Here is a 16,518-nt window from a genome sequence, read left to right as displayed (position 1 = left end):
TTATCTTGCTCTATCAAAAAATATTTTACAAGTAATCATACCTCATTTAAGTCTATTTTACATGTGTGAAAAGAATCACATATTAATGGCCATCAGAAAATATCACAAAAAAAGCTGCTCCATTAAGTCATCAATGATGACGCTGGAGGCAGCCCCTTTCTTTTAATCTATCATGGCTGGCTTATAATCCGGCTCACTTTTTGAGCTTACCAGGACCCGTTTAAAGCACTTTTTCCAAAAAGTCTCTTGCCCTCGGGCTTTTTGGGTTAGAAAAGAATTCCTGCGGCGAACTGTCTTCAACAAGGACTCCATCATCGAGGAACAATACCCTGTCTGCCACTTCACGGGCAAATCCCATTTCATGTGTAACGATGCACATCGTCATGCCTGTATGCGCCAGGGACTTCATGACTGACAAAACTTCTTTCACCATTTCTGGATCAAGAGCCGATGTAGGTTCATCAAACAAAATGACGCCTGGATTCATTGCAAGTGCACGTGCTATGGCCACACGCTGTTTTTGACCGCCAGAAAGACGGACCGGATATTCGTTTGCTTTATCCGCAAGTCCGACAGTTTTCAAAAGCTCCATTGCCTTACCTTCTGCCTCGCCTTTGGACAACTTTTTAACCTTCATAGGAGCATATGTCAGATTCTCCATGACTGTTTTATGCGGGAAAAGCTGAAAATGCTGAAAGACCATGCCAACATTTTCACGCACCTTCATAATATTGGTTTTTTTATCTGTGACGTCCATTCCGTTAATGGTGATGGTGCCATCTGTCGGCTGTTCAAGCAGGTTCATGCATCTTAAAAAGGTCGATTTCCCCGAGCCGGATGGACCGATGATTGCGACTACTTCTCCTTCTTTCACTGTTGTGCTGATGCCTTTGAGCACATCGAGCTTACCAAAGCTTTTACGGAGATTTTCAACTTTAATCACTGCGCCTCATCCTCCTTTCAATTACTTTTCCGATGATTGTAAGAATCATGACCATGACATAATAAATGACTCCGGCAAAAAGGATAGGCTCAAAGAACTTGTACTTTTCCCCGCCGACAATATAAGCGCGCCTCATAATGTCTCCAAGTCCGATGATTGTCACTATCGCTGATTCTTTTGTTAAAGAAATCAGTTCATTCATTAGCGCTGGCAGGATATTTTTAATTGCCTGCGGGAGTATGATATTAAGCATCATGCTTCTGTAGGGAACTCCCAGTGCCAAAGCTGCTTCTCGTTGGCCTTTGTCCACGCCGAGGATTCCTCCGCGGATAATTTCTGAGATATACGCTGCTGAATTCAATCCGAATGATAAAAATGCAGCTTCATATGCTTCAATCTGAAAGCCAAACAGCTGAGGCGAACCATAGTATATAAGCATCAGCTGAAGAACAAGCGGTGTTCCCCGGAAAATCGAGGTATAAAAATCAGCAATCCAATTTAAAATTTTAATTTTGCTTATTTTTAATAGAGATAATAGTATCCCAAGTATAAATCCAATAATTGCAGCAACGATGACTACTTTTATCGTTGTTGATACGCCTCCCAAAATATATGGGAGGGACGGAATAATGCTTTTAAAATCAAGATTCATGTTCTTCGCCCTTTCCTATTAATCTATCCATAGCCTGTAAATAAGGGGCAAGCGCGGAAAAACGTCCAGAAGGCATGATGCTTTCTGGACGCTTCACCAGTGGAAAGCTCAAATTATTTTGAAGCTTGATCTCCAAACCATTTTATGACAAGCTTTTTCACTTCTCCATCATCCTGCAGCTTCTTTAGTTCCTTATTGAATTTATCTGTCAGCTTGCTTCCCTTTTGGAAAGCAATCGCAGATCCTGCCCCATTCTGGGCTGTTTTTATGACGTTACCTGTCAGGTCTTTGTTGCCTTTCAGGTAACCTTTCGCAACTGTATCCTCGATGATGGCAGCATCAAAGCGGCCTGCTTTGATTTCCTCCACCAATTCAGGGATCCGGTTTCTTTTTTCTACCTTCAAGCCGATTTTATCCTTTTTCACTAGGTCTGAAGCGATGCCTTCCTGGATGGAAGCAAGCTGGACTCCTACTGTCTTTCCTTTTAAATCCTGAGGAGTTTTGATATTGCTGTCTTTTTTCGCAACAATCATGTGATTCGACGTGTAATAAACATCACTGAAGTCTACACTTTTTTTTCTGTCAGGGGTTGGAGTCATTCCTGCCATGACGAGGTCTGCCTGTTTGTTTTGAAGGGCTGGCACCAGTCCATTAAAATCCATGTCCTTAACCGTTAATGTATAGCCAAGCTTTTTCGCAATTAATTTAGCCAAATCTACATCAAAGCCTTTAATTTCATCCCCTGTGGATGTTTCCACATATTCAAATGGCCGATAATCCGCAGAAGTTGCCATTGTAAGTGTCTTTCCTCCGCTGCTGTTTGCTCCATCCTTGTTTCCGGATGTTCCGCAGGCAGCAAGCGCACCAGCCAGCAAAATAATAGATAGTAAGAGTCCAAGTCTTCTTTTTATACTCATGATGATTTCCTCCGATAATTTTCTGTTTGAATATTACTTAATAACTATACGATAAAATGTATTTTAACACATATAAATATTTATGCAATATTATTCATAAAAATAAATTTTTTAATGATTTATCCCTATTTGTTTATGTATAATCACCGATTAAAAGAAAACGCTTACTTAAATTTTCTATAAAAAAGGCTGTTTTCGTAAACTTTGTTGCTATGAAACAAGGTGGTTGATTTCCGCTCCAGGATGCTCGCTTTCCGCGGGGCGGGCGGTGAGCCCACAGGAGTCTCGCACCTTATGCTCCAATCAACCTGACTTGACAATGGGAACGCCTCACATAAAAAAACAACAATCTTTAAGAAAAGAGCCATAAAAAAAAGACCCGAATCATCGGATCTCTCTTAATTTTTATACTTCTTCACAGTATTGGTCGAAGTATCCTTGAAGCTTATTCACAACACTCATTGGGTCATGGCCTTCAATTTCGTGTCTTTCGATCATGGTAACAAACTGGCCATCCTTCAGCAGAGCAAAAGATGGAGATGAAGGAGGATAGCCTTCAAAATGGGCTCTTGCTTTTTCCGTTGCTTCTTTATCCTGTCCTGCAAAAACAGTCACCAGGTGATCTGGGCGCTTGTCATAATGTACGGAATGAGCAGCAGCCGGCCTTGCAATACCTCCTGCGCAGCCGCAGACTGAATTTACCATAACAAGTGTCGTTCCCTTTTGTGAAAATGCAGATTCAACATCCTCAGGTGTCTTTAATTCTGTATATCCAGCGTTTTTAATTTCATCGCGGGCTTGTTTTACAACATCATTCATAAAAAAATTGAAATCCATGCTCATAATGATTCTCCTTCCAAGGTTAGCTATACACTTTTATTTTAACAACATAACTGTATGGATTCAATATATCAGCTTTGACAAATAATCAGGTTTATCCCGCCGAATATCGGGAATAAGTAAAATGTAATCGTGACACCCCTAATTCCTGATCTTGGATAGCAGATGCTGCTATCCCTTTTTTATGCTATTTTTTATTTAAATTGCCTTCAAAAAACACTTGGAAAATTTCCTGTACTCCCCCTGCAATGGTTTTGCTGCCTGACATGACCTGGTTTTCAATTACAGGGAGCAGATTTTTCACACCTTCATCTCTGTAAAAAAGATCATGCAGGTTATCATTAATGAGGGCATAAAGCCATTGCTTGGACTGCATTCTTCTTCGTTCAAAAAACACACCCGTTTTTTTGGCATCACCGGCAAACTGTCCTGCCATTTCCCAGATGGAATCAATTCCTTCCCCGTTTAGAGACGAGCAGGTGCAGGCTTTCGCTTCCCAGCCTTTTGTAGCAGGCTGCAGAAAATGAAGGATCCGGCTGTATTCCATTTTTGTGCGCTGGGCTGCTTTTTTATTATCACCATCTGCTTTATTGACAATAATGGCATCAACAAGCTCCAATATTCCTTTTTTCATTCCCTGGAGTTCGTCCCCTGCTCCAGTCAGAACAAGCAGCATGAAAAAATCCACCATATCCCTTACAATTGTTTCGCTTTGCCCGACACCCACTGTTTCGACAAGGATGACATCAAATCCGGCAGCCTCGCACATGAGCATGGTTTCCCGGGTTTTGCGGTGCACCCCGCCGAGAGTGCCTCCTGACGGTGAAGGACGGATGAAGGCTCTCTTGTTTCTCGAGAGCTCCTCCATCCTCGTCTTATCTCCCAAAATACTGCCTCCATTTACAGAAGAGCTTGGATCAACGGCTAAGACTGCCACATTCATGCCTTTTTCACATAAGAACATTCCTAAAGCTTCGATGAATGTGCTTTTGCCGGCTCCGGGCACACCTGAAATTCCTATCCGCAATGAATTTCCTGTAAAAGGAAGAATGGATTGGAGAAGTTTTTGTGACGTTTCAAAATGCCTAGAAGCATTGCTTTCACAAAGAGTGATGGCTTTGGCAAGACTCGCACGGTCCCCTGCCAGTATCCCCGCTTTCAGCTCCTCAAGATCTGCAGGCTTTTCCTGTTTTTTCTTGAATTTCCCCGGCCTGCTGTCATTGTCTGAAACAACCTCTTTTCCTTTTATATAAGAGGAAGCAAATCCTTCCTGGCTGTTTTCATCCTTCCATTCAGGTTTATTATCGGGCATTATTCCGCCACTTCCTCATAGCCTAGGCGGCGGTAGATTTCCTGCAGGACCATTTTTGCTGATTGGGGGATGGCCGTTCCCGGGCCAAAAATAGCCGAAGCTCCGTTTTGCAGAAGGAAATCATAATCCTGGGCAGGAATGACGCCTCCTACAATGACCACAATATCTTCTCTGCCGAGTTTCTTTAATTCACTGACAAGCTGCGGCAGCAAGGTTTTATGGCCAGCTGCAAGCGAGCTCATTCCAATTGCGTGCACATCATTTTCAACAGCCTGGAGAGCTGTTTCCTCCGGAGTCTGGAAAAGCGGGCCAATATCGACATCATAGCCTAAATCAGCGAATGCTGTGGAGACCACCTTTGCTCCGCGGTCATGGCCATCCTGCCCCATTTTTGCCATTAGCAGCCTTGGGCGCCTTCCCTCATTCTCCATGAATTCCCTTGTCATTTCCTGTACTTCTTCCATGTCTGCACTTTTGGAATAGGCTGCGCTGTATACACCGCTGATCGAACGGATTGCCGCTTTATGCCGCCCTGCCGCTTTTTCAACCGCACCAGAAATCTCTCCAAGTGTAGCCCTGCTTCGTGCTGCCTGGACAGCGAATTCCAGCAGATTGCCCCTGCCGCCTGCTGCCGCATCTGCAAGACGCTTCAAAGCCATATGGACTTCTTCTTCGTCCCTTGCTAGTTTTAATGATTCAAGTTTTCTGATTTGGCTTTCACGTACAGCCGTATTATCAATCTCGAGAATTTCAATCGGATCTTCTTTTTCAAGGCGGTATTTATTCACTCCTACAATGGTTTCCTGTCCTGAATCAATTTTTGCCTGCCGTTTTGCTGCGGCTTCTTCGATTCTCATTTTGGGCAATCCAGTTTCAATCGCCTTAGCCATTCCCCCGAGTGCTTCTATCTCTTCAATATGCTCCCATGCCCGTTCAATCAGTCCATTTGTCAAGGATTCCAGATAATATGAACCTGCCCAAGGGTCAATCACCTTTGTAATCCCAGTTTCCTCCTGAAGAAAGAGCTGAGTATTCCTGGCGATTCTTGCAGAAAAGTCAGTAGGCAGCGCAATGGCTTCATCGAGTGCATTTGTATGCAGCGACTGCGTATGCCCAAGAGCTGCTGCGTGGGCTTCAAGCAGCGTGCGGGTCACATTATTAAAAGGATCCTGCTGGGACAGGCTCCATCCAGAGGTCTGTGAATGTGTCCGAAGCGCCATGGATTTAGGATTTTGCGGGTTAAACTGCTTCATCAGCTTTGCCCAGATAAATCGGGCAGCCCTCATTTTTGCCACTTCCATGAAATAATTCATTCCAACACCCCAAAAGAAAGACAGCCGGGGAGCGAATGAGTCTATGTCAATTCCTGCCTTCATCCCTGTGCGGACGTATTCCAGCCCGTCAGCTAGTGTATAGGCAAGCTCGATATCTGCCGGGGCACCAGCTTCCTGCATATGATATCCAGATATGCTGATGCTATTGAACTTTGGCATATATTTTGACGTATATTCGAATATATCCGCAATGATTTTCATGCTCATTTCAGGAGGATATATATACGTATTGCGGACCATATATTCTTTTAATATGTCATTTTGGATCGTACCTGACAGCTTCTCCTGGGTGACACCCTGTTCCTCTGCCGTTACAATATAAAACGCGAGAATGGGCAGTACAGCGCCGTTCATGGTCATGGAAACTGACATTTTATCCAGGGGAATCCCATCAAAGAGCCTCTTCATATCAAGAATGGAGTCTATTGCCACACCCGCTTTTCCAACATCACCTACGACCCGGGGATGATCGGAATCGTATCCCCTGTGGGTTGCTAAATCAAAAGCAACCGAGAGGCCTTTTTGCCCCATGGCAAGATTGCGCCGGTAAAAGGCATTCGATTCCTCTGCCGTAGAAAAGCCCGCATACTGCCTGACTGTCCATGGGCGGTTTACATACATGGAGGGATAAGGGCCTCTTGTATATGGCGCAATGCCGGGAAAGCCATTCATATGCTCAAGGTTTTCGGAATCCATGGATTCATATAACGGTTTAATGGAGATATTTTCATTTGTTTCATAAAGCAGATCTTCAATTTGGGCATTTACAGCTTCTTCCGCTTTCATTTTCCATTCTTTTCTTGAGCCTTCTACAGCTGTTTGGGAAAGGTTAACTTTGGAAAAGTCAGGCTTTATCATCTTCATTCACTCCCAGCTCTTTAAGCAATTGTGTTAAAATAGCTGCCGCATTTGTTCCCTTATAAAGATAGTCATCCGCACCGGCCGCAGCAAGCGCCTCAAAAGCGTCCCCTGTCTGTAATCCGGCCACATACATCCTCTTTTCCGGATACTCTCTTTTAATTTCTTGGAGTAATTGCAGTCCAAGCTCCTGATAACTTTCATCGCTTCCGCACAGGCAATAGACCGGCAGATTAGTATCTTTCACAAATGAGGCTGCCTCTTCAGCGGAATGAAGGCCGGCGCTCGCAGAGATTTCAATTCCCCCAGAAGCTGCCAGTGCAGCAATAAAATCATGGCGTGGTTTATGGTTTTTTTGATCCTTCAGGCAGATTATCCCCATCAATGGCGCATGACCGGTCTTCTGCCTATGTTTTCCGCTTCGAAGCCTTAGCTGTTCAAAACCGGCAGACAGGCGCACTGCTTTGATTGGTTCTATAGCAACGAAGGCAGAATCCGTCTCCAGATAAGAAATGTCAATCCTGCCGGGGTTCAACGCAAAGTCTCCCGGATCAGGATAGACATTTGTCCCTATCAGACTATCCTTCCGTAATTCAACTTGAAGCCTTTTTTTCTCATAAACATCCCTGATTTCCCCTTGGATCCTTCCTGTCAGCAAGCCTTGGAGAATGCCTCCTGATTGCTCGATCTGCAGAAATTTCCTCCATGCTTTATCCGACAGTTCATCTGTCAATTGCTCAACATACCATGAACCTCCTGCCGGATCGGCAGCAGACGTAATATGTGATTCCTCCTTCAAAATATTCTGGATATTACGGGCGATTCTCTCTGCTGATTCCCCTGAATTCCCCTGAACATGGTCATAAGGGTGAACCTGAAGATATTGGATGCCGCCAATCGCTGCAGAAAAGGCCTGGCCCGCCGTTCTGAGAACATTTACATAACGGTCATACAGTGTTTCTGTAACCTCGGAAGTAACAGCATGAATATGCATTTTAAACCAGTCACCCGGCGCTCCGTATGCTTCTGACAATAAGGCCCACAGACGGCGGGCGGCACGCAGCTTCGCAATGCCCATAAAATAATTGGAATCCAATGAAAAGGAGAATACCATTTTAGAAGTGATTTCAAACAGGGAAAGTCCCTGCTTCTGCCCTTCTTCCAAATATTTGACGGCTGTAGAAAGCGCTAAAGCAAGCTCCTGTACAGCATTCGCCCCTCCGTTATGGAAGACTGGTGTTTTTATGAGTATGGTTTTTACATCCGGAAACCGTTCTTGGGTTTCCTTGATTGCAGAGAACCAGCGTTCAAAATATAATTCCGGATATTCTGGAATCTTACCGTTCACAACCCACTCTGCTATTAAATCCTCCGCCATGACACCGCTAATCCCGGCCTCATCAATGGAAGACTGTTTGCAGTATTCATACAGCAATGAGAAAAACTGGTTTTGTTTGCCCGATACATCCAAAAAAACCGGAATCTCCGCCAAAAGCAGATTGTTAAAAAGCTCGCTTGCTTCTTCTATGCTCCCTGGAAGCATATCTGCTGAAAAGGATATGGCGTTTTGGCCCCTTTTCAGGGCTTCCTGTATCCTGCGGTTTGCCTCTCCTCTATTTGTGCCGGAAACAGGCTGGCATACTAGCCATTCCTGTTCACGGTAGCCTGTAGCCGAAATGCCTCTTGTATATGGATAGAGCCCTGGCCATTCCTCTCTTGTGCTGTTTTCCGCTGTGTAGAGAGGCTGCAGGGCAATTTCTTCAGATGTAAGGGTCTGTAAGCGATCGATGCTTTTTCCTTTTAAACTTTCTTCTATAGCTTCCTTCCATTTCTGAAAGGAAGCTTCGGGAAATGACAGATGTTTAACATTTTTCAGCTCCATTGTAATCGCTTTCTTTTTTCCATACAGCATAAAATCTGCTTTCTCCATTGGAGCACGCAGAGCGAACGCTCAGTCAGTATGGACAAGAAAACTGCCCTCCTTTTAGATACGTGAATAATATCAATATTCTAACATATTTAACTATCAAAAAAAATGGAATAGGGTTTTATTTTGAAATGCTTTTATTGATGTTCATTAAGATTCCAAAAAAAAACGCCGGCATAAGCCGGCGTATACATGTATGAATCAATCAATAAATGGAAGTATTCTCGCTGGAAATGTGTTCGATAATCTCCTTGACCCTAGCCAGGAATCTTCCGCAAACAAGTCCATCCAGCACACGATGATCAAGAGATAAGCAAAGATTAACCATATCGCGTATAGCAATCATGCCATCAATCACTACTGGACGTTTCACAATGGATTCCACCTGAATAATCGCTGCCTGAGGATGGTTAATAATCCCCATCGATTGTACAGAACCAAATGAACCGGTATTATTCACCGTGAACGTGCCGCCCTGCATTTCATCAGCCTTCAGTTTCCCTGTTCTGGCTTTTTGCGCTAATTCTGTGATTTCGCGTGCTATACCCTTGATTGTTTTTTCATCCGCGTTTTTGATGACAGGAACAAACAAAGCATCTTCTGTTGCGACAGCAATTGAAATATTGATGTCTTTCTTTTGAATGATTTTGTCTCCTGCCCACATCGAATTGATTTGAGGGAATTCCGTAAGAGCCTGTGCAATGGCTTTTACAAAGAAAGCAAAATAGGTAAGGTTGTAGCCTTCTTTTTGCTTGAATTCAGCTTTTCGCAAATCACGGTATGCAACAAGATTGGTTGCATCTGCTTCTACCATTGTCCACGCATGGGGCGCCTCGTGCTTGCTCTTCAGCATATTGGCTGCAATGGCTTTTCTGATGCCTGTTACAGGAATTTCCTTATCTCCATGGGAAACGGGCACAGAAGCCTGTTCTGTACGAACACGATCTGGAGCTTGCTTGACTGCGGCCTGAGGTGCGGCCTGAGGTGCGGCAATATCTGAAGCTGCTTTTGACTCTGGACCAGACTGGGCAGCAGCAGCAGGAATATTTCCGGATTCAATAATATTCATTAAATCCTTCCGGGTGATACGGCCATCTTTTCCTGTGCCTGACACTTGAGACAGATCAATGCCATTTTCCTGTGAGATTTTTAAAACAGCTGGTGAATATCTGGCTTTTGCTTGTCCGCCCGAAACAGGGGCAGCAGATTCTTTAACAGGTGTTTGTGCTGCCTCAGCCTGTACAGGAGAGCCATTATCTCCTGACCCTTCCGTTTCTACCGTACAGATGATTTCGCCGACTGCAAGGGTCTCATCTTCCTCTGCCTTTAATTCCTTAATCGTGCCTGTAAAGGAAGAAGGCACTTCGGCATTTACCTTATCTGTCATTACCTCAGCAATTGGATCATATTTATTGACATGGTCACCGGGTTTAACCAGCCACTTGCTGATTGTCCCTTCTGTTACACTTTCGCCAAGCTGGGGCATTTTCATTTGCTCAATAGCCAATGCATTGACCTCCTTTTAGGAATGATATTAGTATTCAGCTAGCTCTCTCATTGCTTTTTCTACTTTTTCCGGATTAACCATGAAGTGCTTCTCCATTGTCGGTGCATAAGGCATCGCCGGGATATCAGGCCCTGCAAGCCTCATGATTGGCGCATCAAGATCATATAGGCAATTTTCCGCAATAATGGCAGAAACTTCACTGATGATGCTTCCCTCTTTGTTATCCTCTGTAACAAGCAGCACTTTTCCGGTTTTGGAAGCAGCTTCAATAATTGCTTCCTTATCAAGCGGATATATTGTACGCAGATCAAGAACATGCGCAGAAATTCCGTCGCTGGCTAATTTTTCAGCTGCCTGAAGCGCAAAATGCACACATAAACCATATGTAATGACTGTAATGTCATCTCCCTCGCGTTTCACATCTGCTTTCCCGATAGGAAGCACATAGTCATCAGCTGGCACTTCTCCCTTAATCAGACGATATGCCCGTTTATGTTCAAAAAACAGGACAGGATCTTCATCCCGGATCGCTGCTTTTAATAAACCCTTCACATCATAAGGTGTAGAAGGCATAACAACCTTAAGGCCAGGAGTGTTGGCAAAAATGGATTCAACAGATTGTGAATGGTAAAGCGCTCCATGAACACCGCCGCCATAAGGAGCACGGACCACAATCGGGCATGTCCAGTCATTATTCGAGCGGTAGCGGATTTTCGCTGCCTCTGAAATGATCTGGTTTATGGCAGGCATGATAAAATCTGCGAACTGCATTTCTGCAATCGGCCTCATTCCATACATGGCTGCACCGATTCCAACTCCTGCAATCGCTGATTCAGCAAGGGGTGTATCCATTACACGCTGTTCGCCGAATTGCTCGTACAGCCCGTTTGTTGCTTTGAACACGCCGCCCTTTTTCCCTACATCCTCACCAAGTACAAAGACGCGGGAGTCTCTTTCCATTTCTTCTCTAATCGCCATCGTAACAGCATCTATATAAGAAATTACCGGCATTTTACTTCCCCCTATTTCTCTGCATAGACGTAATTAAAAGCTGACTCTGCATCTGCATATGGTGCATTTTCCGCATAGTCTGTTGCTTCATTTACGATTTCCATGACTTTATCATTTATTTGCTTTTCCAATTCATCATTTAACACGCCTGTTTCTTTTAAGTAGGCACCAAACATAATGACCGGATCCTTCGTTTTTGCTTCAGCTACTTCATCTGGAGCACGGTAGCTGCGGTCATCATCATCACTTGAATGCGGTGTGAAGCGGTATGAAACTGTTTCAATCAAAGTGGGTCCTTCTCCGCGTCGCCCGCGGTCAGCCGCTTCCTTTACTGCTGCATATACTTCAAGAGGATCATTTCCGTCTACAGTTATTCCTGGCATTCCGTAACCAATTGCACGATCAGATACATTTTCGCATGCAAGCTGCTTTTCGATCGGGACAGAAATGGCATATTTATTATTTTCACACATGAAAATGACTGGAAGCTTGTGGACTCCGGCAAAGTTGGCTCCTTCGTGGAAATCACCCTGATTGGATGAACCCTCGCCAAATGTAACAAAACTTACCAGGTCCTTGCCTTCCATCTTGCCTCCAAGGGCAATTCCAACAGCATGCGGAACCTGTGTAGTAACAGGAGAGGATCCAGTTACAATTCGATTTTTCTTCTGCCCGAAATGTCCAGGCATCTGGCGTCCGCCTGAGTTAGGGTCTTCTGCTTTCGCAAACCCTGACAGCATTAAGTCCTTTGCTGTCATTCCGAATGCAAGCACAACTCCTACATCACGGTAATAAGGAAGAACATAGTCCTTCTTCCGGTCAAGGCCAAAAGCAGCGCCAACCTGGGCCGCTTCCTGTCCCTGGCAGGAAATTACGAAAGGTATTTTTCCTGAACGGTTTAATAGCCACATTCTTTCATCAATACGGCGGGAAAGCAGCATGGTTTCATACATTTCCAGCACCGTTTCATTGCTTAGGCCTAACTCTTTATGACGATTTTCAACCATCATATAACCCTCCTGACAGGTTAAAATTTAATAGAAAAAATTCTTTATATCTCGTTTACTCCGATGAGCTGCAATCCAGCCTTCCGGAAGACCCGCTAAGCTGGACATCAAACATTACCCAGGTATTTCAGATGCGTCAAAGGCACGTCTATGACCGGAAACAAAACATCAAGCGTGGATGGCCAGGCCTTCCACAGCGAGTGCCGCTTCTCCGATTGCCTCCGATAATGTCGGATGAGGATGGATAGTATGGGCAACTTCCCAAGGAGTTGCATCCAGCACCTTAGCAAGCCCTGCTTCAGATATCATATCTGTCACATGCGGGCCGATCATGTGTACACCAAGGATGTCATTGGTTTTCTCATCGGCGATAATCTTGACAAATCCGTCTGATTCACCAAATACCAAAGCTTTACCTATCGCCTTAAACGGGAATTTCCCCTTTTTGACTGTGAATCCTTTTGCTACGGCTTCTTCTTCTGTATAACCTACACTGGCAGACTCCGGGCTTGAATAGATACACTTAGAGACCAGGCTGTAATCCATTTGATGCGGATTTTCCCCGGCTATATGCTCAACAGCCGTAATACCTTCATGAGAGGCAACATGGGCAAGCTGCAGGCCGCCAATGCAATCGCCAATCGCGTAGATATGGGATTCTTTCGTCTGGAACATGGTGTTTGTGGCTATATAGCCCTTTTCCAGCTGAATATCCGTATTTTCAAGTCCTATGCCTTCCACATTTGCCTGCCTTCCGACAGAGACGAGCATCTTATCTGCAGTGAATTCTTTCGTACCGCCATTCATTTCAGCCGAAATGACCACATTGCCGTCTTTTTTCAGCGTTTCAGGCAGCACTTTAGCTCCAGTTGCAAAAGTTATGCCTTTTTTCTTTAATAGCCGCTGCATTTCTTTTGAAATTTCCTTATCCTCAAGCGGCAGGATTCGGTCTGCATATTCAATGACTGTCACCTCCACACCAAAGTCATTAAGCATGGATGCCCACTCTATCCCGATGACCCCGCCTCCGACAATAATCATGGATTCCGGCAGGCTTTCAAGCTGAAGGGCTTCCTCTGAGGTAAGCACCAGATTGCCGTCGATTTCAAGTCCGGGAAGTGTTCTTGGCCTTGATCCTGTTGCTACAATCACATTTTTAGGGATAAGCATTTCATTTTCTGTGCCATTGTTCATTTCAACGGAAACCGTGCCGGGAAGCGGAGAGAAAATCGATGGTCCCAGGATTCTTCCTGTTCCCTCAAATACATCGATTTTACCTTGTTTCATCAGATGCTGAACTCCTTTATGAAGCTGCTCGACAATTTTGTTTTTGCGCTCCTGGACCTTAAGGAAATTCAGGCTCACTTCACCTGTCACTACACCGAATTCTTCGCTGTTCTTGGAAGTGCTGTATACTTCTGCACTTCTTAGCAGCGCTTTGGATGGGATGCATCCTCTGTGAAGGCATGTCCCGCCAAGCTTACCTTTTTCTACAACAGCTGTTTTTAGTCCAAGCTGCGCTGCACGGATAGCGGCTACATAACCGCCCGTCCCTCCGCCAAGTATGACAAGATCATATTCTTCAGCCATATTATAAAGCCTCCTGCATATACTTTGATTTTAGTATCATTGATTGATCACTGTATTTTTCTGCATTCTGCCTTCACTCGAAGTAAAGCCCCGGGATTTCCTCCGCACTAATGGACGTGCAGTTTGGGTATCTCTTTGCTTCTTCCTCTGATCTTAAAATCCTGAGAGAGCCTTCGGCAAGTGCCTGCATATCATTTTCCCCTGGATGGACAAAGACATCTGCTATCCAGCTCACCCTCCCAGAAATGGCTCCTGAAAAGCCCTTTTCGTAAGCAAGGCTTCCTGTTAGAACGATGGCGTCGACCTGGCCTGAAAGCACGGCAGCTGCGGCACCGATTTCTTTGGCAACCTGATAGGCCATGGCCTCATAAACAGCTTCTGCCTGTTTGTCGCCGCATTCGGCCATCTTTTCCGCTTTTGAAAGATTGCTTGTGCCAAGGTAGCCCGAAAGCCCACTTTTCCTAGTTAAAAGCTCCATCATCTCCTTGCAGGAATAACTTCCCGAAAAACAGAGCCTGATTAAATCTCCGGCCGGAACAGTTCCAGGGCGTTCTGGCGTAAATGGCCCATCGCCATCCAGGCCATTATTGACATCTATGACTTTCCCTTTTTTATGTACCCCGACGGTAATGCCTCCCTGTCCCATGTGGGCTACAATCAATTGGAGGTCTTCGTACTTCTTTTTCTTTTCTGCTGCCGCTTTTCTTGCAGCCGCTTTTTGATTCAGCGCATGAAATATGCTCTTTCTCTCAATTAAAGGAAATCCTGAAAATCTGGCAGCCGGCTCCATCTCATCGACTACAACGGGATCCACGATAAAGGCAGGGATATTCAAACCATCTGCAATTTCAAATGCTAAAATGCCTCCCAGATTAGAAACATGCTGTCCATTAAATCCCGATTTCAAGTCCGCCAGCATTTCCTCGTTCACCAGGTAGGTGCCGCCTTCAATTGCTCTCAAAAGCCCGCCGCGGCCGCATACGGCATGAAATTTGGAAAGGTTGATACCCTCTTCATCAAGTGTTTCTAAAATGGCCTTCTTTCTAAACCCATATTGGGCAGCAATAGCTTCAGCAATAGCTTCATTTTCCCGAAAGGAGCCGGCATCATGTAATACCGTCCGGTCCATAACAAATCTTTCGTTTTCAAAAACACCAATTTTCGTGAAAGAGGAACCCGGATTAATCACCAGAATCCGATGTCTTGTTTCAGGCACCTTCCGACCCTCCAAACGCAATATAAATGCAAAATGAACCCATCCGAAAACAAAAATTGTTTCTAAAGTGAGCCCTCCTGTTCTGCAAACAGGATTCCGTAAAAAGGCTGACTCATCTTCATGGTCAGCCTTCTAATTCACAGCAGCGTATTTTCCAGGTCCCAACAGCAATGCATCAGCAAGACCTTCAAGCTAAAGAACAATTCCGGTTATTTACGGCGATTCAGTATGTTTTTTTCGTTTTGAAGGAATTGGCTGCGGGAGTTTCTCATCCGCTCAATTCTTTCTTCAACCATGCGGTCAGCCGCTAAATAAGTAGGGATGGAGTCACGCTTGGCAATTTCGATAACTTTTTCAATGCTCGCATAAACGCCTTCAACCTTTTTAAGGGCTCTCTCACGGTTATAGCCATATAATTCATCGGCAACATTTATAACTCCGCCGGCATTAATTACGTAATCAGGTGCATAGACAATTCCCATTTCATGAATCTGGTCTCCATGCGCGGTATCCTTCAGCTGATTGTTTGCAGCTCCTGCAATAACCTTAGCTTTAATTTTTGAAATGGTATCATCGTTAATTACTGCTCCAAGAGCACAAGGAGCATAAATGTCACATTCCACTCCATAAATTTCATCAGGATCTACAGCTTTTGCACCGAATTCGTCAACAGCTCTTTTTACAGACTCTGCATTGATATCCGTTACAATCAGCTTAGCGCCTTCTTCGTGCAAGTAGCGCAGCAAGTTGTATGCTACATTTCCTACTCCCTGAACGGCAATGACCTTTCCTTCAAGAGAATCAGTTCCAAATGCTTCTTTAGCAGCAGCCTTCATTCCTCTGTACACTCCGTAAGCTGTTACAGGGGACGGGTTGCCTGAAGAGCCGAATGCAGGCGAGATGCCTGTAACAAAATCGGTTTCCTCATGGATAAGGTCCATATCGGCTACTGTTGTGCCGACATCCTCTGCAGTGATATAGCGGCCATTCAAGCCTTGGATATATCTTCCGAACGCACGGAACATTTCTTCATTTTTATCTTTGCGCGGATCGCCGATGATGACCGTCTTTCCGCCTCCAAGATTCAATCCTGCTGCTGCATTTTTGTATGTCATCCCTTTTGCAAGGCGCAGGGCATCCTCAATAGCCGCATCCTCTGATGCATATGTCCACATGCGTGTGCCGCCAAGTGCAGGTCCTAGAGTGGTATCATGAATGGCAATGATGGCTTTTAGCCCTGATTGTTTATCCTGGCAAAACAAAAGCTGTTCGTAATCGTACTTCTCCAGATATTGAAAAATTTCCATTTAAAAAATCCTCCCCAAAAGATGCAGTTTATTTGATTGGCTGCTTTGCTTTTTCAGGTACGCAACCAGGGAATCCCCCGTCATGTCATAAATTGAA

The 16,518-nt window shown here is 44.7% G+C and carries 13 protein-coding genes; all 13 read right to left on the bottom strand.

The genetic code is table 11. The features are described 5' to 3' along the window. Nucleotides 1-220 precede the first annotated feature (220 nt). The 13 genes from BM126_RS09295 to bcd all read right to left on the bottom strand — a co-directional run bounded on the left by BM126_RS09295 (nt 221) and on the right by bcd (nt 16,421). Nucleotides 221-943 carry an amino acid ABC transporter ATP-binding protein gene (locus BM126_RS09295; RefSeq protein ID WP_090989241.1) on the bottom strand — a complete coding sequence of 241 codons (723 nt, stop codon included), beginning with the start codon at nt 941-943 and terminating at the stop codon, nt 221-223. Further along, nucleotides 936-1,595 (bottom strand): amino acid ABC transporter permease, encoded by a 660-nt coding sequence (locus BM126_RS09290; protein ID WP_090989240.1) that lies wholly within the window; start codon nt 1,593-1,595, stop codon nt 936-938. Before BM126_RS09290 ends, BM126_RS09295 begins: the two co-directional genes overlap by 8 nt. 113 nt (nt 1,596-1,708) lie before the next feature. Next, nucleotides 1,709-2,512 (bottom strand): transporter substrate-binding domain-containing protein, encoded by an 804-nt coding sequence (locus tag BM126_RS09285; protein WP_371261434.1) that lies wholly within the window; start codon nt 2,510-2,512, stop codon nt 1,709-1,711. A 405-nt stretch (nt 2,513-2,917) separates the two neighbouring features. Beyond that, nucleotides 2,918-3,355 (bottom strand): BrxA/BrxB family bacilliredoxin, encoded by a 438-nt coding sequence (locus BM126_RS09280; RefSeq protein ID WP_090989239.1) that lies wholly within the window; start codon nt 3,353-3,355, stop codon nt 2,918-2,920. A gap of 184 nt (nt 3,356-3,539) precedes the next feature. Then, entirely contained in the window at nt 3,540-4,664 is a 1,125-nt protein-coding gene (meaB, locus tag BM126_RS09275) for a methylmalonyl Co-A mutase-associated GTPase MeaB (protein WP_177201373.1), read from the bottom strand. After that, on the bottom strand, nt 4,664-6,856 hold the full coding sequence (gene scpA, locus BM126_RS09270; RefSeq protein WP_090989237.1) for a methylmalonyl-CoA mutase: 2,193 nt from the start codon (nt 6,854-6,856) through the stop codon (nt 4,664-4,666). The genes meaB and scpA overlap by 1 nt, the downstream gene beginning before the upstream one ends. Then, the gene (locus BM126_RS09265; RefSeq protein WP_090989236.1) at nt 6,843-8,786 is read right to left on the bottom strand and encodes a methylmalonyl-CoA mutase family protein; all 1,944 of its coding nucleotides are present in this window, start codon (nt 8,784-8,786) and stop codon (nt 6,843-6,845) included. Before BM126_RS09265 ends, scpA begins: the two co-directional genes overlap by 14 nt. Nucleotides 8,787-8,988: 202 nt before the next feature. Then, nucleotides 8,989-10,290 (bottom strand): dihydrolipoamide acetyltransferase family protein, encoded by a 1,302-nt coding sequence (locus tag BM126_RS09260; RefSeq protein ID WP_090989235.1) that lies wholly within the window; start codon nt 10,288-10,290, stop codon nt 8,989-8,991. Between the two features lie 27 nt (nt 10,291-10,317). Then, nucleotides 10,318-11,301, bottom strand: a complete 984-nt coding sequence (locus BM126_RS09255) for an alpha-ketoacid dehydrogenase subunit beta (protein WP_071352245.1) — start codon at nt 11,299-11,301, stop codon at nt 10,318-10,320. Between the two features lie 11 nt (nt 11,302-11,312). Next, nucleotides 11,313-12,308, bottom strand: coding sequence for a thiamine pyrophosphate-dependent dehydrogenase E1 component subunit alpha (locus tag BM126_RS09250; RefSeq protein ID WP_090989234.1), 996 nt, complete (start codon nt 12,306-12,308; stop codon nt 11,313-11,315). Nucleotides 12,309-12,476: 168 nt separating this feature from the next. Then, nucleotides 12,477-13,898 (bottom strand): dihydrolipoyl dehydrogenase, encoded by a 1,422-nt coding sequence (lpdA, locus tag BM126_RS09245; protein ID WP_090989233.1) that lies wholly within the window; start codon nt 13,896-13,898, stop codon nt 12,477-12,479. Nucleotides 13,899-13,971: 73 nt separating this feature from the next. Further along, the gene (gene buk / locus BM126_RS09240) at nt 13,972-15,114 is read right to left on the bottom strand and encodes a butyrate kinase (RefSeq protein WP_090989232.1); all 1,143 of its coding nucleotides are present in this window, start codon (nt 15,112-15,114) and stop codon (nt 13,972-13,974) included. 209 nt (nt 15,115-15,323) lie between these two features. Continuing rightward, on the bottom strand, nt 15,324-16,421 hold the full coding sequence (gene bcd, locus BM126_RS09235; RefSeq protein WP_090989231.1) for a branched-chain amino acid dehydrogenase: 1,098 nt from the start codon (nt 16,419-16,421) through the stop codon (nt 15,324-15,326). Nucleotides 16,422-16,518: the final 97 nt, after the last annotated feature.

Source organism: Bacillus sp. OV322 (assembly GCF_900112495.1).
In the GTDB taxonomy this organism is placed as follows: domain Bacteria; phylum Bacillota; class Bacilli; order Bacillales; family DSM-1321; genus Peribacillus.
This window is presented reverse-complemented; position numbering and strand designations above follow the sequence as displayed.